15 protein-coding genes are annotated in these 20,173 nt (G+C 68.3%); 10 read left to right on the top strand and 5 right to left on the bottom strand.

The features are described 5' to 3' along the window. Window positions 1-29: 29 nt before the first annotated feature. On the top strand, window positions 30-656 hold the full coding sequence (locus tag ALI144C_RS09080) for a phosphatase PAP2 family protein (RefSeq protein WP_237774057.1): 627 nt from the start codon (window positions 30-32) through the stop codon (window positions 654-656). Here ALI144C_RS09080 and ALI144C_RS09075 read toward each other — a convergent pair. After that, window positions 649-1,875 carry a hypothetical protein gene (locus ALI144C_RS09075; RefSeq protein ID WP_076986568.1) on the bottom strand — a complete coding sequence of 409 codons (1,227 nt, stop codon included), beginning with the start codon at window positions 1,873-1,875 and terminating at the stop codon, window positions 649-651. The two genes, ALI144C_RS09080 and ALI144C_RS09075, sit on opposite strands and share 8 nt — an antisense overlap. Window positions 1,876-1,935: 60 nt before the next feature. Here ALI144C_RS09075 and ALI144C_RS09070 point away from each other — a divergent pair, with 60 nt between their 5' ends. Then, on the top strand, window positions 1,936-2,883 hold the full coding sequence (locus ALI144C_RS09070; protein ID WP_076986567.1) for a DUF4037 domain-containing protein: 948 nt from the start codon (window positions 1,936-1,938) through the stop codon (window positions 2,881-2,883). On the opposite strand, the gene ALI144C_RS09065 is transcribed toward ALI144C_RS09070, so the two are convergent. From ALI144C_RS09065 to ALI144C_RS09050, 4 genes are read right to left on the bottom strand one after another with little or no spacing between them, the layout of a single operon-like run. After that, window positions 2,866-5,991 carry a CHAT domain-containing protein gene (locus ALI144C_RS09065; protein WP_143230521.1) on the bottom strand — a complete coding sequence of 1,042 codons (3,126 nt, stop codon included), beginning with the start codon at window positions 5,989-5,991 and terminating at the stop codon, window positions 2,866-2,868. The two genes, ALI144C_RS09070 and ALI144C_RS09065, sit on opposite strands and share 18 nt — an antisense overlap. A gap of 37 nt (window positions 5,992-6,028) precedes the next feature. Next, window positions 6,029-6,667, bottom strand: a complete 639-nt coding sequence (locus tag ALI144C_RS09060) for a hypothetical protein (RefSeq protein WP_076986565.1) — start codon at window positions 6,665-6,667, stop codon at window positions 6,029-6,031. Beyond that, window positions 6,648-7,163 (bottom strand): SigE family RNA polymerase sigma factor, encoded by a 516-nt coding sequence (locus ALI144C_RS09055; protein ID WP_076986564.1) that lies wholly within the window; start codon window positions 7,161-7,163, stop codon window positions 6,648-6,650. The genes ALI144C_RS09060 and ALI144C_RS09055 overlap by 20 nt, the downstream gene beginning before the upstream one ends. Window positions 7,164-7,215: 52 nt before the next feature. Next, window positions 7,216-7,713 (bottom strand): hypothetical protein, encoded by a 498-nt coding sequence (locus ALI144C_RS09050; protein ID WP_076986563.1) that lies wholly within the window; start codon window positions 7,711-7,713, stop codon window positions 7,216-7,218. Window positions 7,714-7,871: 158 nt separating this feature from the next. On the opposite strand from ALI144C_RS09050, the gene ALI144C_RS09045 reads away from it, so the two are divergent. The 8 genes from ALI144C_RS09045 to ALI144C_RS09010 all read left to right on the top strand — a co-directional run bounded on the left by ALI144C_RS09045 (window position 7,872) and on the right by ALI144C_RS09010 (window position 20,137). Then, the gene (locus tag ALI144C_RS09045; protein ID WP_076986562.1) at window positions 7,872-8,735 is read left to right on the top strand and encodes a helix-turn-helix domain-containing protein; all 864 of its coding nucleotides are present in this window, start codon (window positions 7,872-7,874) and stop codon (window positions 8,733-8,735) included. Further along, a complete protein-coding gene (locus ALI144C_RS09040; RefSeq protein WP_076986561.1) occupies window positions 8,726-9,037 on the top strand; it encodes a DUF397 domain-containing protein in 312 nt (103 codons plus the stop codon). Before ALI144C_RS09045 ends, ALI144C_RS09040 begins: the two co-directional genes overlap by 10 nt. Window positions 9,038-9,339: 302 nt before the next feature. Next, the gene (locus ALI144C_RS09035) at window positions 9,340-10,575 is read left to right on the top strand and encodes an ROK family transcriptional regulator (RefSeq protein ID WP_237774067.1); all 1,236 of its coding nucleotides are present in this window, start codon (window positions 9,340-9,342) and stop codon (window positions 10,573-10,575) included. A 29-nt stretch (window positions 10,576-10,604) separates the two neighbouring features. After that, complete coding sequence (locus ALI144C_RS09030; protein WP_076986668.1) at window positions 10,605-12,089, top strand: sugar ABC transporter ATP-binding protein; 1,485 nt, start codon at window positions 10,605-10,607, stop codon at window positions 12,087-12,089. Window positions 12,090-12,124: 35 nt separating this feature from the next. Continuing rightward, window positions 12,125-13,099 (top strand): ABC transporter permease, encoded by a 975-nt coding sequence (locus ALI144C_RS09025; protein WP_076986559.1) that lies wholly within the window; start codon window positions 12,125-12,127, stop codon window positions 13,097-13,099. A gap of 69 nt (window positions 13,100-13,168) precedes the next feature. Continuing rightward, window positions 13,169-14,239, top strand: a complete 1,071-nt coding sequence (locus ALI144C_RS09020) for a substrate-binding domain-containing protein (protein ID WP_076986667.1) — start codon at window positions 13,169-13,171, stop codon at window positions 14,237-14,239. A 51-nt stretch (window positions 14,240-14,290) separates the two neighbouring features. After that, entirely contained in the window at window positions 14,291-15,448 is a 1,158-nt protein-coding gene (locus tag ALI144C_RS09015; RefSeq protein ID WP_076986558.1) for a Gfo/Idh/MocA family protein, read from the top strand. A 156-nt stretch (window positions 15,449-15,604) separates the two neighbouring features. Continuing rightward, on the top strand, window positions 15,605-20,137 hold the full coding sequence (locus tag ALI144C_RS09010; protein WP_237774056.1) for a ThuA domain-containing protein: 4,533 nt from the start codon (window positions 15,605-15,607) through the stop codon (window positions 20,135-20,137). Window positions 20,138-20,173: the final 36 nt, after the last annotated feature.

Here is a 20,173-nt window from a genome sequence, read left to right as displayed (position 1 = left end):
TGAACCGCACCCGCAGGCGAGGAACTATCGTGCGGGGATCGCGGCCGTTGTCGGGGGAGAATGTGCACACGAAGTACGCCCGGTTGGTGACCGAATTGCTGGCGCCCTGGATCTGGGTGTTCGGGTTGCCGTTCGTCGTGGCCGCGCAAGCCACGCGGGAAGTGGGCCCGACATTGCTGTGGGGCGCGGTGGTCGGCGTGACCGGGTCGCTGATCCCGATGGCGGTCGTGCTGCGCGGGGTGAAGCAGGGGAAATACGACAGCCACCACGTGACCATCCGGGAACACCGGCTCATCCCGTTCGTCGCCACGATCGTCTCGGTCGGCGGCGGCTGGCTGGTCCTCGGTCTGGGCGGGGCGCCGCCGCAGATGCTCGCGTTGTCGGTGAGCCTGTTCGTCAGCCTGCTGGTGATGCTGGGCATCACGTTCGGGTTGTCGTGGAAAGTGTCGATGCACTCGGGCGTGGCGGCCGGTGCGATGGTCGTCCTGGCGGTGACGTTCGGGCCGTGGCTGGCGCTGGTGGGTGTCCTGGTCGCGCTGGTGGCGTGGTCACGGGTGGCGCTCGGCGATCACACCACGGGTCAGGTGATCGGCGGTGTGCTCGTCGGCGCGGGTGTCGGTGGCGCGCTGTTCTGGGTGCTGACCAGCGTCACCTGAGCCCCCTGCCAGGCCGGAACCGGTCGGGCAGCAGACGCCACGCGCGGGCGAAACCGGCGGGGTAGGCGGTCACGGGCCTGCTGATGTCCAGATCGCCGACCGTGGGCCGGGCACCGGTACGACACGTCTCGGCGAGCACGGCGGCCTGGCGGTGGACGTGGATCAGCGCGAACCGGGTGACGCCTGCCACCCGTTGCCATTCCGGTGCCCAGCCCCACTGGTCCTGTGCTCGCTCACCGGTTGCCAGCCGTTGCAGCCAACGCAGCCACCCGGCGGCCTCGTCGCGGTTCTGCTCCAGCAGGAACCGGTACCAGGCCACGGGAAACCACCGCGTTCCCCGGTCGGGGTGGAGTTGCGGGGCGTTCCAGAACGGCGCGGCGATCGCGCCGATCAAGATGTCGGGCCCGTCGGCCGGGGCGTCCGGTCCGCCGAGCGCGTCTCGCAGACCGCGCCAGACCAGTTCGGGATCGTCGACGTAGCCACGCTGCAACGTCTCCGGCAGCGACACGAGCAGTGACCGTTGATCCGCTTCGGAGATCTGCTCGACCCAGCACACGGTCCTGCCGTCGGAGCCGAGGCGCAGGTCGACGTCGACGTACTTGCCCGCCGGGGGTTCGGCGGGTTTCGGGACGGGAATGGGGACTCGGGCTTCGCGGCCGGGCAGCGACATCTGGTACATCAGGTGCTCGTCGGTGAAGTCCTCGATGTGGCACAACGTCGTCTGCCAGGAAGTGGGCCGGGCGCGGTCCAGCACGACCACGGAATCGCCGACCGGGGTCCGGTCGATCACCACGCCGTAAGAGCTCATGGCCAACCGGCACAACGTCTTGCGGCCAGCCTTGCTGTACACGACGACCATAGTGTCGTCGAAGAAGTCCATGTAAGGCACACCGGACAGGTGGTCGTCGTGACGATCGTTGAGCGGCACGGTGATCCGGCGGCCGGGCTCGTCGAAACGCACCCAACCCTGCACCGCGGGAACATCCGCGACGCCGTCGCCCGCGACCCGCAACCACACGTTGACCCACTGCTCGCCGCCCGGGCCGGACGGGAACACGTGCCGTTCCACCCACGCCACACGCTTGCGGCCGACCACGCCGTTGAGGACCTGGACCCCATGGTCCCCCGATGGATCGGCGGTCGGCCGTTCCGGGAACGGGCCGTCGAGACCCAGCGCCTCTCCTATCGCCGCCAGCAGCGGCTCCTGGTTCGATTCCACACGGCGCACTATGGCAGTCCCGATGATATTGCGTCGCGCGGTTCGGGAAAGAGCGGCAGGATGCGGGACGTGGTCATCAAGGGGATCGAACTGTCGCGCCGGTTCTACCGTGAAGCGGTGGAACCGGTGCTGCGCGGGAATTTCGGTGACGTCCCGCATGCCGCCGCCCGGATCGGCACCGGATCCGAGGTGCTCGGGTTCGACACCGAACGGTCGAGTGACCACGAATGGGGGCCGCGACTCCAGTTGTTCCTGTCCGCGGGTGACTCCCGGGCAGCGGACGTGTCCCAGGCGCTGAGCGAGCAGCTGCCCAAGACTTTCCTCGGCTATCCGACGAATTTCGTCGCCACGGACACCGAACGCATACGCAGCATGAGCTACACCGACGGCCCGGTGTACCACCGCGTGGACGTCACCGACGCCAGGACGTGGTTCGCCGAGAACCTCGGGTTCGATCCGTTGGCGGAGATCACCGCCTGGCTGACGACGTCGACCCAGACTCTGGCCGAGGTGACCGGCGGGGCCGTCTTCCACGACGACATCGGCGAAGTGACACGGGCACGGGAACGGTTGAGCTGGTACCCGGAGGACGTCTGGCGCGAGATCATGGCCCGGCACTGGCAGGCGATCGCCAAGAAGGAAGCGTTCGTCGGCCGTTGCGGCGAAGTGGGGGACGAGGTCGGCTCAGCGGTGGTCGCGGCACGACAGGTCCGGATCCTGATGAGGTTGTGCCTGCTGATGTCCCGCCGCTACCCGCCGTACGCCAAGTGGTTGGGCAGCGCGTTCGCCCAGCTGTCGCTGGACATCGACTTCATGCGCGTGCTGACCGCGTCCACCTGGCACGAACGGGAGGCCCACCTGGCCGTTGCGTACACGCGGGTAGCCGAGTTGCACAACGGGCTGAACCTGACCGAACCGCTTGACCCGGCGACCAGGCTGTACTACGAGCGGCCGTTCCAGGTGATCCTCGGCGACCGGTTCGCGAACGCCTTACGCGCCGTGGTGTAGGTACGCCGCCCACATCGACGGCAGATGGGGGATGTCCGTGCGGATGCCGCGAATGGCCTGGTGCAGGGCCCGAGCGGAGTCGCTGGTGGTGGCCATCCCGGCGTAGAAGTCTCCGGCGATGAACGACGCCACCGAGTCCGTGACCTCCCACATCGTGCCGACCACATGCGGGTACCCGGCGAGTTGGAACGCCGCGGGGAGGTGGACGGGGGCGTCCTCGCCGGGCGACGCGGTGCACGCCGACAGGAACGCCAGCCGTGCCGTGGTCAGCTGGAGCGGGACGAGGCTGGCGATCCGCAGCGGGTCGTCGGCCAGTACCAGCGAGGTTCCCGCGCCGCTGCAGGCGAAGTGGACGATCGGGCACTCATCCACATGGGACAGGACATTGCCCCTGGTCGGCCAGTGCGCCGCCGGTGTACCCGGTGTGTTGACCAGCAGCGTGGCGCCCGGGACGCGCTGGCACACGGCCTCGGCCTCGGCGATCGCGTGCGGCAGGGTGGCCACCACGAGCGCGTCCGACACCACGACCGGTGCGGCGTAGTCCCGTGCGTGACCCAGTGCCTGGATTGTCGGGGTGTGCGAGGAGATCACACGGTCCAGCACGGACTCGCCACGGGAATAGTGGTATCCGGCGGCGTGCACCGGCAACGAGCTCAACGGACCGTGGGTGACCCACCACATCCGCGGCCACTCGCCGCGGGGCACGCCCTTGAACCCCAACGCGGACAGCACCGGCAGGGCGGCGACCTCCCACAACCACTCGAGCACCGCGTGCATCTGGTCCTGATTGGACGACTCGACCGCGGCGCGGAACTCCTCGGCACGCGCCTGCACCGCGCGTGCGGTCAGGCGGGGCAACGCCACCGACGTGATCCCCGAGGTGGTGACCAGGATGGCGTCGCCGCGGTACCGGCTGACGTTCAGCACCGCGATCGGCCCGTCCGCCGCGGCCGACAGGTCCACCTCGACCGGCAGCAGGAACGCCGAGAACCCCGGCAACGCCCGGATCGCGTCCAGCGTCTCGTCGAAGGACGCGGCGAGGTCGACCCGGTCGGCCCGCGACGGGCACAGCGGGTCGGCGGGCAGCGCGAGCTGATCCCGCAGGTCGACGAACCGCCTGGCGAACTCCGGGTACTCGGCCCGCAGCTCCACCACGTCACCCCGGGTGCCGAGCGCCTGGCTCAGCCGCCCGCCCCTGCCCAGCTCCAGCAGGCTCAACGCGCGGCTCGGCGACCCGGCGGCCAGCGCGAGCGACGCGGCTTCGGTCGTCAGGTCGTCCTGCTGCACCGGCGACAGCGCCGCCACCCGGACGGCGGTCTCCAGCAGGTTCGCCGCTCGCCCCGGGCTGGTGTCCGCGATCAGCGACGCCGCCGCCCAGCAGGACTCGACCACAGTGGACGTACTCGCCATCGGGACCGACGCGGCCTCGACGAACCGGGTGAACGCCTCGTCCCGCTCACCGGCGTCGAGCAGCAGGTTGCCGAGAACGGACAGCCGGGTGGCCAGTTCGGGGTCGTCGGCAGCGCTGGACTGGACCGCCGCGCGGCTGAACGAGATCACCTCGTCCAGGTCGGAGACCTCCCGCAGGACCATCGCCAGGTCGGCGAGCGACCGGGCGTCGTGCGGGTCCGCGGCGTTCTCGGTCAGCTCCAGTGCTTCGTTCAGGTCGGCCCGGATACCGCGCAGCCGGTAGCGTTCCAGCAGCGCCGGGCCGAGCGCGGGCGCGCCCGCGCCGCGGAACGCGCTGATCGCGCCGTCCAGGTCGGTCGCCGAGCCGGACCGGCGGTACCGGGTGAGCAGCACCTGACCGACCACATTGGACACCGCGGTGCGTTCGGTCAGCGGCACGACGGCGTGCGCCTCACGGGCGAGGGTGAGGGCCTGGTCGAGGTCCGCGTGGCCGCCGGTCCGCCCGTGGCGGCGCAGCAACGCCTGCGCGAGGCTGCTCAGGTGCGCGTGGTTCGCCGAGGTCGTCGCGACGGCCTCCCAGCCCGTCGCGATCGCTTCGTCGAGGTCGGCCAGCGCGCCGGTCCGTTCGAACCTGGTCCGCAGCGCGTCCATGAGCTGGGCGAGCATGCCGGGGCGGTCGCTGCGCGCGGCACCGGCGGCGGATCGGACGAGGCTGATCGCGTCGTCGAGGTCCGCCGGGTCGCCCAGTTCGGAGTACCGGCTCATCAGCACGGATCCCAGCGTGTACAGGTGCACGGCGCGTGCCGGGTCGTCGTGCGGCGACGCCTCGACGGCGGCGCGCGCGGTGTGCAACGCGGCGTCCAGGTCCGTGGCCGAGCCGGTGGTGGCGTGCTGGACCTTGAGCGAGACGGCGAGTTCACCGAGCGTGGCCGCGCTGGGATCGGCGTCCACCGCGGCTTTGCCGTGGGAAATGGAACGGTCCAAGTCGGACCGGTTGCGGGCGTGCTCGAAGCGAACACGGAAAGACGTGCACAAACCGGACACCGCGCGGACCCACTCGGGGTGGCCGGCCGGGAAGGCGTCGGCCGCGGTCAGCCCGGCGGCGATCGCCTCGTCGAGATCGGCGGGGTCACCGCCGGACGCGAACCGGGCGAGCAGCGCGGTGGCGAGCGTGGCCAGCAGCGCGGGCTGGTGGACGGCGGACCGGATCAGCGCGATCGACTCGTCCAGATCCGGTTTGCTGCCCGACAAGGAGTACCTGCTGTGCAACGCCACACCGAGCACGGTGCGGCAGAGCGTCCGGCCGGGGTCGCCGCCCGCCATGCCACGGCGAGCCACGCCGATCGCCTCGGCGAGGTCCTCACGGCGGTTGCTGCGCTGGTAGCGCAACCACAACGACATCCCCAGGTTGTGCCGGTACGAGCTGATGTTGGGATCGCCACCAGGCGCCGTGCGCAACGCCTGACGACTGGTGGTGATGGCGTGCTCGAGGTCCTCCGGCGCGCCCGCGCGCTCGAACCGCAACCGCAGGGCGAGGCTGAGGTTGTGCAGGTGAACAGGGCGGTCGAGGTCGTCGTGCGGTACGGAGTCGGCCACCTGACGGCACAGGTCGACCGCGGCGTCGACCACATCGAGGTCGGTGCAGCCCTGCGCTTGGTCCAGATAGCTCAGGGCCTGCTCGACATGACTCACCACCACGGTAGGAAAAGGTACCTACTCACGGTCGGAAGTTGCGTCAGGGGAGCAGCTCCGGCGTGGTGGCGATCCGGGTCATGGCTTCCCTGCTCAGCAGGAGCTCGGAGGTCGGGCCGGTTGCACGGCTGTACCGGTACGACCAGACCCGGACCTGGTATCCCCGGCTTTCGATGGTCACAGAGGTGTCGCGAAAGTACGAGGGGAGCTCGACCTTGCCACGGCTCGGCCCCTCTGCTCCGAGTTTGTCCACGTCCACGCCCAGGCTGCCGACGATCTCCTGCTCGTTCATCACCTGCCAGATGCTGCCGCCGATGCCGCTGCTGCCTCTGTCGGACGGGGGGATCATGCTCGTGTGCGATCCGAGTTTGAGCGACCCCAGCTCTCGCGGTGCCTTTTCCCGTACCACACAGGCAATTCGCTCCGACGCGTGCTGCTCTGCCCGGCAGTGGCCCGCCGAGGCGGCGCCGACGCCGACGCCGGGTGGCGAGTTCGGGGCCATCAAGAACGTCGGCACCGCGATCCCCACCGCCGCCACCACCGCGACACCGCTGGCGATCACCGTCGAACGGCGTCGCTGGTGCTTGCGCTTCGCGGCTGTCCTCACCTCGTCGAACGCCAGTCGCATCGGCGGTTCGCCCGCCGAGGCGTATGCCTCCAGCTCAGAACGCAACTCCTGCATCCTCAATCACTCCTTCTGTCTTTCCCAGCGCGGCCCGCAAGGTTTCGACGGCCCGCGACGTCTGGCTCTTCACCGTTCCATCAGCGACGCCCATCAGCTTCGCGACCTCGCTGATGGGCAGGTCCTCCATGAACCGCAGCACGACCATCGCCCGGCGTTTGGGCGTCAGTCCGGCCAGTGCCGCCGCCATGTCCAGGCGGTCGTCGCTGCTACGGGACTCTGGTGCGTGCGTGTCGGGGACCGACTCCGTCGCCTGTTCGCGGTTACGTTTCGGGGCGCCCGTGAGGAACACGTTGGTCAGGACCTTGCGGGCGTAGGCGTTCGCCGTTTCCGGTCTGACTTTGTGCCATCGCTGGTAGAGCCGGATGAACGTGGCGGACACGATGTCCTCGGCCAGGTGCCAGTCGCCGCACATCGCGTACGCGAGCCTGCGCAACCGCTGGGACTGGGCGGTGAAGAAGGCTTCGAACGCCTGGTCCCGCCGGGTATCTCGCACCGATGCTCCCTCCGTTGACTATCTCTCATACCTCGCGAGGTGTCCTACGGGTTCAAGCGAGTTGGGAACGAGTCGCGACCGCACGGGCGGCCGTCGCGGCGGCCTGGCCCGCGGCCTCGGTGGCTTCCTCGGCCTGCCCGATCGCGTCGAGGGCCGCTTGGAGGGCGGTTTGTACGAGCGCTGCGGCGTCCGTGGCGTTGTCAGCCGCTCGCTGTGCTTCTTGTGCCTGGATCGTGGCTCCGACGGCCAATGCGTTCCTGGCTTGTGCTCTGGCGTGTTCGGCGGAGTTGCGGGCCTGCTCGCTGAGATCGTGCGCGTGGACGAGGTGCTGTTCGGCCCTGTCCAGGGCTCGCATGTCGGCGAGGACGGCGGTGGACTGTTCGCTCAGGGCGGCCACGTGCGACTCGGCCAGTAGGACTTCGATGTCGGTGCCGATGACGAGGTAGGCACCGCCGTCCTTGTTGAGGCTCAACGAGATCGGCTCCCTGGGACCGACCTGCAGGCCGAGGCAGACGTCGACGCCGAGGTCGGAAATCGAGTGTATGGGCATGACCCTTTCGTGGTGGTGAGTCTCCGCTGGTGGGGGAGCATTTGTGGGAAATTCCCCTGAGGCCCGTCGGGCCTGTGCTCGCAAACTTAGGGCCTAAAATTTAGGCCCAAAAGCTGAGTGCACCTATCGAGTGAACAAGTGGAAAAGGGGGCCAAGCCGTGGCGCTCTCGACGACGCCGTCAGTGATCCGGCGGTACATCGCGTTCGAATTGAAGCGGCTGCGCGAGACGGCAGGCATGCACCAGTCCGTCGTGGCGAAGCGGCTGGACACCAGTAGTGGACGCGTTGGGCATTTCGAGACCGGCCGGTCCTTGCCCAAGCTGCTCGAGATCGACGTGTTGCTGCCGCTCTACGGTGTGCCGGAGATGGTCGACGGCTTCCGCGAGTTGGTCATGCAGGCGAGGACCGGTCCGGCGGTGTTCGTGCCGGAGGAGTCGATGAATTTGTCGCCGGGCTTCGACCTGTACCTGGGCCTGGAACAGGGTGCGAGCCGGATCTTCACCTACGACGCCATGACGGTCATGGGCATCCTGCAATGCAGGGCCTATGCCGAGGCGCTCGTTCGTGGGGACAGCAAGTCCATGCATAAAGCCGAGGTGCGCAAGTGGCTCGACCTCCGCATGCAGCGCCAGGAGGCCCTCTGCCGGGACGAGTCTCCGCTTGAGGTCTTCAGCGTCATTGATGAAGCTGTGCTGCACAGGCAGATCGGTGGGCCTCCGGTACTTCGCCAGCAACTCGACCACTTGCTCGAACTGGCGAAGCGGCCGAACGTGACCCTCAGGGTGCTGCCATATGACGCTGGTGTGCATCCTGCACTGCACGGTCCCTTCATCAAGTTGGACTTCCCGATCGAGCGCGACCCCGGTGTGGTGTACCTCGAAGACTGGATCGGTGGGCGGTACCGGGACGATGTCGACGAGATCGATCAGTACGCCGAACTGCGGAACCGGCTGGTCGAACTCGCGCTCTCCGAGGCAGACTCGATTTCGAGAATCCGGAAGGTGCGCAATGAGTGGAGGTGAACCACTTGTGGGACTGGCGCAAGTCATCCCGTTCGGCAACCCACGGTGCGTGTGTCGAAGTGGGCACATGGCGCAAGTCGTCGCGGTCGGCCACGCATGGCGAGTGTGTCGAGGTCGGTGCGTGGCGTAAGTCCTCCTGTTCGGCCACGCACGGTCAGTGTGTTGAGGTTGGTTCCACCCCCGACCCCACTGTCATGGCGGTTCGGGACAGCAAGCTCGGCGACGACAGCCCGATCCTGATGTTCTCTCGCGGTGGGTTCGCCGCGTTCATCGACGACGTCAAGCGCGGCCCGCTGGCCTGAGCGCGTTCGTCCGAAGCACCTATCTCCCTACTTCCCGGTCGGAGATGGGTGTCCATCCTCCCTTGTAAGCGCTCGGTGGCGCTTGAAGCCGTGTTTGGGTCACGGGTTGAACAAAGGGTTCAACTCCGGGTGACTTCGCGCTAGACTCAGCCAACTTTTGTCGGAGCTGAGCAAAAGGTCGCCGGATGTATTAGTACTTTTGGCGGATTGCGATACAAGTACCCCAGAACTCAGGGTTACGTGTGAGCTAGAGCACCTTAGTTCGGCTAGTTACCCAACGAAGTGGAGCTGGTGTGCCGGTCATGCCGGAGCAGCCGACCGACCGCGCCGCATTGCGCAGGGCGAACCTCGCCTGGGTCATCCGCGTGCTCAGGGAGCAGGGCGGCTTGTCCCGTGCGCAACTGGCGGTGTTGTCCGGCCTGAGCAAGGCGACTGTGTCCACACTGGTGGCCGAACTGATCGCGCGCGGACTGGTCCGGGCAGGCGGTGTCGCCGCCGGCGGTCAGGGCAGACCCGGTCAGATCGTCGAACTCGACAGCGACGGCGCCCGCGGCATCGGGCTGGAGATCGGTGTCGACCACCTGGCCGCGACCTCCGTCGACACCACCGGCGCCGTGGTCGCCGACCGGCAGGTCCCCTTCGACGTCCTGTCCGCCGGAGTCGACCGCACCATCGACAAGCTCGCCGAAGTCGCCGACGAGGAACTGGCGCACGTCGTCGGTGCGTACCCGGCGGGGATCACCGTGTCGGTCCCCGGCCTGGTCGACACCGGTCGCGGTGTCGTGCGCCTGTCGCCCCGGTTGCGCTGGCGCGAGGCCCCGCTCGCGGACGGCCTCGCCGGGCGGCTCGGGTTCCCCCTGAGCCGCATCTCGGTCGACAACGACGCGAACCTGTCCGCGACGGCCGAGTTCGAGGCGGGCGGCATGCGCGGCACCGCCGACCTCGTCTACGTCACGGGCGACTTCGGCATCGGCGCCGGGGTGATCGCCGGTGGCCGTCTCGTGCGCGGATCCATCGGGTACGCGGGCGAGGTCGGCCACATGTCGATGGACCCGATGGGCCCCCAGTGCTCGTGCGGACGGCGCGGCTGCTGGGAGACCCAGGTCGGGCTGGCCGCGTTGTTCCACGCGCTGGCCGCGCCGGGCGACCCGGTGTCGGACCCCAGCCGTCCCATCGAGGAGCGGATGGCGATCATCCGTTCCCGGGCCGAGCACGGCGATCAGCGCACGCTCGGCGCCCTGCACCAGATCGGCGCCGCACTCGGCGTCGGAGTGTCCATTGTGGTCAACGTGCTGAGCCCGGCCGTCGTCGTGCTCGGCGGCTACTTCGCGGCCCTGCCGGACTGGCTGATCGAACCGGCCCGGATCGAGGTGGCGGCCAGGGCAGTGGTCGCCGAGGCCGCGGCCGTCCGGGTGGTCGGCTCGGAACTGGGGTTCACCGCCGCGCGGACCGGCGGTGCGTTGGCCGCGTTGAGCCGGGTCTTCGACGACCCGACTCAGGTACCGGAACGAAGTGAATCAACGGAGGCACCCGCTTGACCGCCGAAGCGACCACAGCGCTGCTGCAGATGACCGGGATCGTCAAGACGTTCCCGGGAGTTCGTGCGCTCGACGGCGTGGACCTGACGGTCCGCGCGGGGGAGGTGCACTGCCTGCTCGGCCAGAACGGCGCGGGCAAGTCCACCCTGATCAAGGTACTGGCCGGGGCGCACCAACCGGACGAGGGCGACATCCTCTGGCAGGGCGAGAAAACCACGCTGTCCACGCCGGTCGCCGCGCTGCGGATGGGCGTGGCCACCATGTACCAGGAACTCGACCTGATCCCCGGCCTGTCGGTCGCGGACAACATCTTCCTCGGCCACGAGCGCGCCAGCTGGGGGTTCACCAAGGACCGCCAGGCCCGCAAGGAGGCGACCGCGCTGCTCAAGCGCCTCGGCCACCCGGAGATCCCGCCCGAGCGCGAGGTCGGTGACCTGTCCGCGGCGGGCCAGCAGCTGGTGTCGATGGCACGGGCGCTGGCGCACGACGCCAAGCTGATCGTGATGGACGAGCCGACGGCCGCACTGGCCGCCGACGAGGTCACCAACCTGTTCCGCGTGGTCGCGGACCTGACCGCCCAGGGCGTCGCGGTCGTCTACATCTCGCACCGCCTCGAGGAGATCCGCGAGATCGGCCACCGGGTCACGGTCATCAAGGACGGCCGCACGATGGCACGCGACCTCGCCGCGGACACGCCGACCTCCGAGCTGGTGGCGCTGATGTCGGGCAAGCGCGTGGAAACGGTGTACCCGAACCGCGAGGAGTCCACCGTGGACACCTCGACCGAGGTGCTGAAGGTCGAGCGGCTCGGCCGGGAGGACGAGTTCGCCGACGTGAGCTTCACCGTGCACGCGGGCGAGATCCTCGGCATCGCCGGACTGGTCGGCGCGGGCCGCAGCGAGATCCTCGAGACGATCTTCGGCGCCCGCAAGGCCAGCGAGGGCACGGTCACGGTCAACGGCAAGAAGCTGCGCAACGGCGACGTGCGGTCCGCGGTGGACGCGGGCGTCGGCCTGGCGCCGGAGGAGCGCAAGAGCCAGGCGTTGCTGATGGACATGTCGGTGGCGCAGAACGTGACCCTGGCGAGCATGCGTTCCTACAGCAGCTTCGGGTTCACCGACCGGGCGAAGGAACTCAAGGACTCCCGCGCCAAGCTGGAGGACCTCGACCTGCGCCCGGCCGACCCGCGCCGCAACGTCAGCACGCTCTCCGGTGGCAACCAGCAGAAAGCCGTCGTCGCGCGGTGGCTCGTGCACGGCTGCCGGGTGCTGCTGCTCGACGAACCGACCCGGGGCGTGGACGTGGGCGCGCGGGCGGAGCTGTACCGGTTGATCCGGGAACTGGCCGCGGACGGCGTGGCGCTGGTGCTGGTCTCCAGCGAGATGCCCGAGGTGCTCGGTCTGGCCGACCGGGTGCTGGTGCTGCGCGATGGACGGGTGATCCATGAGGCGCCCGCCGACGAGCTGACCGAGGCGGACGTGTTGGACATGGTGATGGAGGGAAGTGCGGCGTGACGCAGTTAGACCCCGTAGCCAAGGGGGACACCGGAGTGCCGGTGAGCCCGGCACCGCGAGCCAGGCAGGGGCTGGGCCTGGATCTGCGCCTTGCCAGCCTGTTCGGTGTGCTGGTGCTGTTGATCCTGATCGGGTGGATCACCAGCCCGGACAACTTCCTCACCGGCAGCAACCTGGACACGATCCTGCGGCTGGCGGCGCCGTCCGGCGTGGTCGCGGTCGGCATGACGTTCGTGATCATCTCCGGCGGCATCGACCTGTCGGTCGGTTCGGTGGTCGGCTTGGCCAGCGTCTGGATGACCACGCTGGCGACGCAGTCCTACGGGCCGTTCGTCATGGTCGTCACGGGTTTGCTGGTCGGTCTCGGCGCCGGTCTGGTCAACGGTTTGTTGATCGCCTACGGCCGGATGGTGCCGTTCATCGCCACGCTCGCGATGTACATCTCCGCCCGTGGCCTGGCCGAGTACCTGAGCAACAAGCGGACCCAGGTCGTGTCCGACCAGGGCTTCCTGACGTTCTTCCGAGGTGAGTTCCTCGGTGTGCCGACCCTGGTGTGGATCCTGGTCGTCGTGGTGGCCGCCGGGTGGGTCCTGCTCAACCGCACGACATTCGGCCGCCGCACGTTCGCCGTCGGCGGCAACCCCGAGGCCACGCGCCTGGCAGGCATCAACGTCAAGCGCCACATCGCCATGGTGTACGGCTTCGCCGGTCTGCTCGCCGGTGTCACCGCGATCATGCTGGCGGCGCGCACCACCGCCGGTTCGTCGACCAACGGCATGTTCTACGAACTGGACGCGATCGCGGCGGTGGTCATCGGCGGCACCGCGCTGACCGGTGGCCGCGGCACGATGGTCGGCACCCTGATCGGCGTGCTGATCTTCACGCTGATCACCAACATCTTCGTGCAGAACAACCTGCCGACCGAAGTCCAGAACATCGCCAAGGGCGCGATCATCGTGATCGCCGTGCTCCTGCAGTTCCGCACCAACAAAGCCCGCGCCACCACGTAAACCCTCGTGAGTGTTTGCCGGGGTTGGAACCCCGGCAAACACTCACGAGCTCACACCAGGAGATCAATGATGACCGACCTGCCTACCTCCCTTGCCCGCCGCGGGTTCCTGATCGGCGGAGCTGCCGTGGGCGCGGGTGCCTTACTCGCCGGGTGCACGTCCAACGAACCGCCTGCCGCGCAGGCCAACGGCGGCGCCAACGTCGCCGCGGGCCAGGGCGACAACGCCAAAGCGGGCAAGATGGTGACCATCGGGTTCTCCGCGCCCGCGGCCGACCACGGCTGGATCGCCGCGATCACCAAGAACGCCAAGGCGCAGGCCGAGAAGTTCAAGGCCGACGTCACGCTGAAGGCCACCGAGGGCACCAACGACGCCAGCCAGCAGATCGCCCAGGTCGAGACGCTGATCAACCAGAAGGTCGACGTGCTGGTGATCCTGCCGATGGACGGCAAGCAGCTCACCTCGGTCGGCCAGGCCGCGATGGACAAGGGCATCCCGGTGATCAACCTCGACCGGATCTTCGACACGCCGCTGGCGTACCGGACGTGGATCGGCGGCGACAACTACCGGATGGGTGTCAACGCGGGCAACTACATCGCCGCGGAGATGAAGAAGAAGGGCATCAGCAACCCGATCATCGGCGAGATCGCCGGGATCGACTCGCTGCCGCTGACCCAGGACCGCAGCAAGGGCTTCAAGGACGCGTTGGCCAAGGCCGGGTTCGCGGTCGGCCCGCGCCAGGCCGCCGAGTTCACCGTGGAGACGGGGGAGAAGGCCACGGCGAACCTGCTGCAGGCGGCGCCGAAGCTGGACGCGTTGTGGAACCACGACGACGACCAGGGCATCGGCGTGATGGCCGCGATCAGCGCGGCCAACCGCAAGGAGTTCATCATGGTCGGCGGCGCGGGCTCGAAGAACATGATCGACAAGATCAAGGCGGACAGCGACGTCATCAAGGCGACGGTGCTCTACAGCCCGTCGATGTCGTCGTCGGCGATCGCGCTGGCGCGCCTGCTTGGCCAGGCCAAGGGGATGGGCGACCTCGCCGAGCACGAGATCCCGGCACTGATCACCACCTACTCCGCGGTGGTCACCAAGGAGAACGCCGCCCAGTACGCCGACGTGGCGTTCGACTCATAACAGGCGGCTGACCGGGGTGTGTAGGCCGTTTTTGACAAGGAAGGGTGATCGATGAGCAACGCAGGCGACGGGACTATCGGCGTCGGCATGGTGGGCCACGCCTTCATGGGGAGGGTCCATTCGCACGCCTGGCGCACCGTGCACCACTTCTTCGACGTGCCGCAGGCGCCGCGGCTGGCCGTGCTCGGTGGTCGTGACCTCGAGCGCACGAAGGCCGCCGCGGCCAAGCTCGGCTGGGAGGACGTCGAGACGGACTGGCGGGCGCTGATCGCCCGCGACGACGTGCAGATCGTCGACATCTGCACACCCGGCGACTCGCACAAGGACATCGCGATCGCCGCGCTGGAGGCGGGCAAGCACGTGCTGTGCGAGAAGCCGCTGGCCAACTCGGTGCAGGAGGCGCGGGAGATGGCCGAGGCCGCTGCCGCCGCCTCGGCACGGGGACAGCGCTCGATGGTGGCGTTCAACTACCGCAGGGTGCCCGCACTCGCCGTGGCGCGCCGGATGATCGCCGAGGGCAAGCTCGGCAAGATCCGGCACGTGCGCGCGCAGTACCTGCAGGACTGGCTGTCGGATTCGAACGCGCCGATGGCGTGGCGGCTGCGCAAGGAAGAGGCGGGATCGGGTGCGCTCGGCGACATCGGCGCGCACATCATCGACGCGTCGCAGTTCGTCCTCGGCGAGCAGCTCACCGGCGTGTCCGCGCTGACCGAGACGTTCGTCCACAAGCGACCGATCGCGGGTGACCCGGACGGCAGGCTCGACGACGTCACGGTGGACGACGCCGCGTTGTTCATCGGGAAGTTCCCGTCCGGCGTGATGGCGTCCTACGAGGCGACCCGGTTCGCGCTCGGCCGCAAGAACTCGATGCGCCTCGAGGTCAACGGTGAGAAGGGCAGCCTGGCGTTCGACTTCGAGTCGATGAACGAGCTGTCGTACTACGACGGTGAGATCGCCGACGAGACCGCCGGGTTCCGGCGGGTCCTGATCACCGAGGCGACGCACCCGTACGTCGGTGCCTGGTGGCCACCCGGCCACATCATCGGTTATGAACACACCTTCACCCACGAGGTGTTCGATTTTCTCACCCATATAGGTGACGGCACCGATCCGGCGCCGAGCTTCGCCGACGGCCTGCAGGTTCAGCAGGTCCTCGGTGCGGTGGAGGCCAGTGCGGGCAACGAGTCCCAGTGGACTCCCGTGTCCTGAGCGACGGTGTCCTGAAAAAGCACGAGTGGGACGCTGCCCGCGTCGGGGTGCAGCCCGGCCGGGCAGCGTCGTCGCCCACAGACCGACCAGTTCGAAAGGAGTTGGAACTTCCCCTCTCACGGTCACGCAACCGCTGCGAGCAAGGAGAACTTACCAGTGGGACGGTTAACCCTGCGCGTGTGCGCAGCCGCTGTGGCACTGACCACAGGACTGGGGGTGGCGAGCGCCCTGCCTGCGGCCGCGCACCCCGACCAGCCGCACATCCTGGTCTTTTCCAAGACGACCGGCTTCCGGCACGACTCGATCCCCGACGGGATCGCCGCGATCCAGCAACTGGGGCAGCAGAACAACTTCGAGGTGTTCACGACCGAGGACGCGGGGGCGTTCACCGACGCGAACCTGGACCAGTACGCCGCCGTGGTGTGGCTCTCGACCACGGGTGACGTGCTCAACGCCGACCAGCAGGCGGCTTTCGAGCGTTACATCAACGACGGCGGCGGTTACGTGGGGGTGCACGCCGCGTCGGACACCGAGTACGACTGGCCGTGGTACGGCGAGCTCGTCGGCGCCTACTTCAAGTCACACCCGCACATCCAGCAGGCGACGGTCGACGTGGCGGACCACTCGCACCCGTCGACGGCCGGTGTGCCGAACAAGTGGGTGCGCACCGACGAGTGGTACAACTACCGCACCAACCCGCGGGCGAACGTCAAAGTACTGGCTACTTTGGACGAGAAGAGCTACCAGCCCGGCGACGGCGCGATGGGCGACCACCCGATCGCCTGGTGCCACAACGCCAATCGCGGCCGTTCGTGGTACACCGGCGGCGGGCACACCAAGGAGTCCTACAGCGAGGACGCGTTCCGCAAGCACCTGGTCGGCGGGATCAAGTACGCCGCCGGTGTGTTGCCGGGCAACTGCTCGCCGGGCCCGGACGAGCAGCCGGTCGACTCCGACTTCGACCAGATCACGCTCGCCAAGGGCGAGGAGAAGACCGGGGAGCCGATCGCCCTCGCGGTCCTGCCCGACCGGCGTGTGCTGCACACGTCCCGTGACGGCGCGGTCTACCTGACCACTCCGGACGCGACCACCAAGCAGATCGGCAAGATCCCCGTCTACAACCACGACGAGGACGGCCTGCAGGGCGTCGCGATCGACCCGGACTTCGCGACCAACAAGTGGATCTACATCTACTACGCGCCGCCGTTGAACACCCCGGCCGGTGACGCGCCGAACGACGGCACCGCAGCGGACTTCGAGCCGTTCAACGGGCACAACCAGTTGTCGCGCTTCAAACTCGGCGACGACGGGATGCTGGACCTGGCCTCGGAGCAGAAGATCCTGGCCACCCCGGCGACCCGCGGCCTGTGCTGCCACGTCGGCGGCGAGATCGACTTCGACGCGCAGGGCAACCTGCTGATGAGCACGGGCGACGACTCGAACCCGTTCGCCAGCGACGGGTTCACGCCGATCGACGAGCGGCCGACCCGCAACCCCGGCTACGACGCGCAGCGCACCTCGGCCAACACCAACGACCTGCGCGGCAAGATCCTGCGGATCAAGGTCAACGCCGACGGCTCGTACTCGATCCCGGCGGGCAACCTGTTCGCGCCGGGCACCGAGAAGACCAAGCCGGAGATCTACGCGATGGGTTTCCGCAACCCGTTCCGGTTCGCGGTGGACAAGCGGACCGGCTGGATCCACCTCGGTGACTACGGTCCGGACGCGGGCGCGGCCAACCCGGCCCGTGGCCCTGGCGGCACGGTCGAGTTCAACCTGATCAAGGCGCCGGGCAACTACGGGTGGCCGTACTGCGTCGGGGACAACCAGCCGTTCGTCGACTACGACTTCGCGACCGGCCAGTCCGGGGCGGCCTTCAACTGCGCCGCACCGAAGAACGAAAGCCCGCACAACACGGGCCTGGTCGACCTGCCACCGGCACAGGCCGCGTGGATTCCCTATGACGGTGGTTCGGTGCCGGAGTTCGGTTCGGGCGGCGAGTCGCCGATGGGCGGCCCGACGTACCACTTCGACGCCGACAACCCGTCGAAGACGAAGTTCCCGGCGTACTTCGACAAGAAGAACTTCGCCTACGAGTGGGACCGTGGCTGGATCAAGGAGATCACGGTAGGGGCGAACGGCGAACGCGGTGACATCAAGCCGTTCTTCAACTCGATGGACCTCGTCCGGCCGATGAACATCGAGTTCGGCCCGGACGGCGCGTTGTACGTGCTGGACTACGGCACCGGCTACTTCGGCGGTTCACCGGAGTCGGCGGTGTACCGGATCGACTACACCAAGGGCACCCGCACGCCGGTGGTGAAACTGGCCGCCGACAAGACATCCGGGCACGCCCCGCTGACGGTGAACTTCAACCCGGCCGGGACGAACGACCCCGACGGCCAGCCGGTCACCTACGCGTGGGACTTCGAGAACGACGGCACGGTCGATTCGACCTCCGCTGGTCCGGTGACCCACACCTACACCCAGGAAGGCCAGTTCACCGCGAAGCTCTCGGTGACGGACTCGGTCGGGCTCGTCGGCGTGGCCAACGTGACCATCACGGTCGGCAACACCGCGCCGACGGTCGTGGTCGAGGCCCCGGTCAACGGCGGGTTCTTCAAGTTCGGCGACAAGGTCCCGTTCAAGGTCAAGGTCACCGACCCGGAAGACGGCGAGATCGACTGCTCGAAGGTGCACGTCCGCTACATCCTCGGCCACGACAACCACGGCCACCCGCTGAGCGAGGCGTTCGGCTGTGAAGGCGTGATCGAGACGCCGGGCGAGGGCGGGCACGGCGAGGACGTCAACATCTTCGGCGTGATCAACGCGCGTTACACCGACAAGGGCAAGGGCACTGTCCCGCCGCTGCTCGGTGAGGGCGAGAACATCATGCAGACCAAGCTCAAGCAGGCGGAGTACTTCTCCAGCATGAGCGGCGTCCAGGTCGTCCCGCAGGCGGGCGCCAGCGGCGGCAAGCGGGTCGGCTACATCGAACCGGGCGACTGGCTGGCGTTCACACCGACCAACCTGTCCGGGATCACCGGGCTCGGGCTGCGGGTGTCCTCGGGCGGCGCGGGCGGCAAGGTCGAGGTGCGCTCCGGCGCGGTCGACGGCCCACTGCTGCAGACGTTCGACGTGGCCAACACCGGTGGCTGGGACAACTACGTCGACCTGCCGGTCAAGCCGTTGGCCGATCCGGGGGGCACCAAACCGCTGTACCTGGTCTTCCAGGGAACCGGCGCGGGCGGACTGTTCGATGTGGACGCCCTGCGGTTCGACGGCGCCGGTGTGGCGCAGCCGCCCGCGTGCCAGCCGACGCAGCCGGAAACCGGGTACCGCAGCCTCTACGATGGCACGCAGGCCAGTCTCGGCAACTGGAAGCAGTCCGGCCCCGGCCGGTTCGCCCAGCAGGCGGACTGCACGATCCTGTCCGAAGGCGGGATGGGTCTGTTGTCGCACAAGGAGGAGTTCAACGCCTACAGCCTCAAGCTGGACTGGAAGGTCGCGGGCGACGACAACTCCGGTGTGTTCGTCGGCTACCCGGAGCCCGGCAATGACCCGTGGGTCGCGGTCAACCAGGGCTACGAGATCCAGATCGACGCGACCGACGCACCGGACCGCACGACCGGGTCGGTCTACTCGTTCCAGTCGGCCGACATCGCCAAGCGGGACGCGGCGCTCAAGCCGCCGGGCCAGTGGAACGCCTACGAGATCATCGTCCGCGGCCAGACCATCCAGGTGTGGCTCAACGGCGTGCTGATCAACGACTTCGTGTCCACGGACCCGAACCGCGACCTCACGCAGGGCTTCATCGGCCTGCAGAACCACGGCAACGGCGACGACGTGTGGTTCCGCGACGTCCGGATCAAGGAGTTGGAGACGACACCGCCGGTGACCGTCGCCAACTTCGCCAACCCGGGCGGCTGGCACCCCGGTCAGGTCCCGGTCGAACTGGCCGCGACCGACGAGGGCTCCGGTGTGGCGCGCACCGAGTACAAGCTCGACAACGGCGCCTGGACGCCGTACACCCAGCCGGTCGTGGTCACCGGGGACGGGCAGCACACGCTGCTGTACCGCTCGCACGACAAGGACGGCAACGTGGAGCCGGACAAGGCCGCGACGATCCTGATCGACGCGGCCAAGCCGACGTTGCTGGTGTCGGGCCTGGCCGACGGCCGCGTCTACGGAGACGCTACGGACGTGGTTGTCAAGTGGCACGCCGAAGACGCGACGTCCGGCATCGCCTCGGTCACGGGGTTGCTGAACACCACCCCCATCCAGTCCGGTCAGGTCACGTCGTTGTACCAGCTGCCACTGGGTGTGCAGAACCTCTCGGTGACAGCTCTTGACAAGGCGGGCAACCGGACCGAGCAGAAGCTGACGTTCGCCACGACGACGTCGATGCGCGACATCGATCAGCTGATCACGCGGTTCCGCGCGACCAACCGGCTGTCCTTGTCCGCTTTTGTCAGCTTGTCCGGTCAGCTGTCCAAGGCACGCAAGGCCGAGGCGGCCGGGGATGACGCAAAGGCGGTCAAGCAGTTGCGAAAGTTCGGGGAACTCGCGAATGATCCGGCTAAGGTCGCCGACTCCGACGTCCGGTCCACCCTGGTCAGGGATGCCGGTGCGGTGATCGGCTCGCTCGAAGGCGGTCCGGCACTGCCGAGGGCGAGTTCCGGAAGCTGAACCACGGCCGAGGTGTTCTACACGACGCGGGAGCAC

Source organism: Actinosynnema sp. ALI-1.44 (assembly GCF_001984155.1).
Taxonomy (GTDB): domain Bacteria; phylum Actinomycetota; class Actinomycetes; order Mycobacteriales; family Pseudonocardiaceae; genus Kibdelosporangium.
Note: the sequence above shows the minus strand (reverse complement) of the source record. Positions and strands in the feature narration are given on the sequence as shown.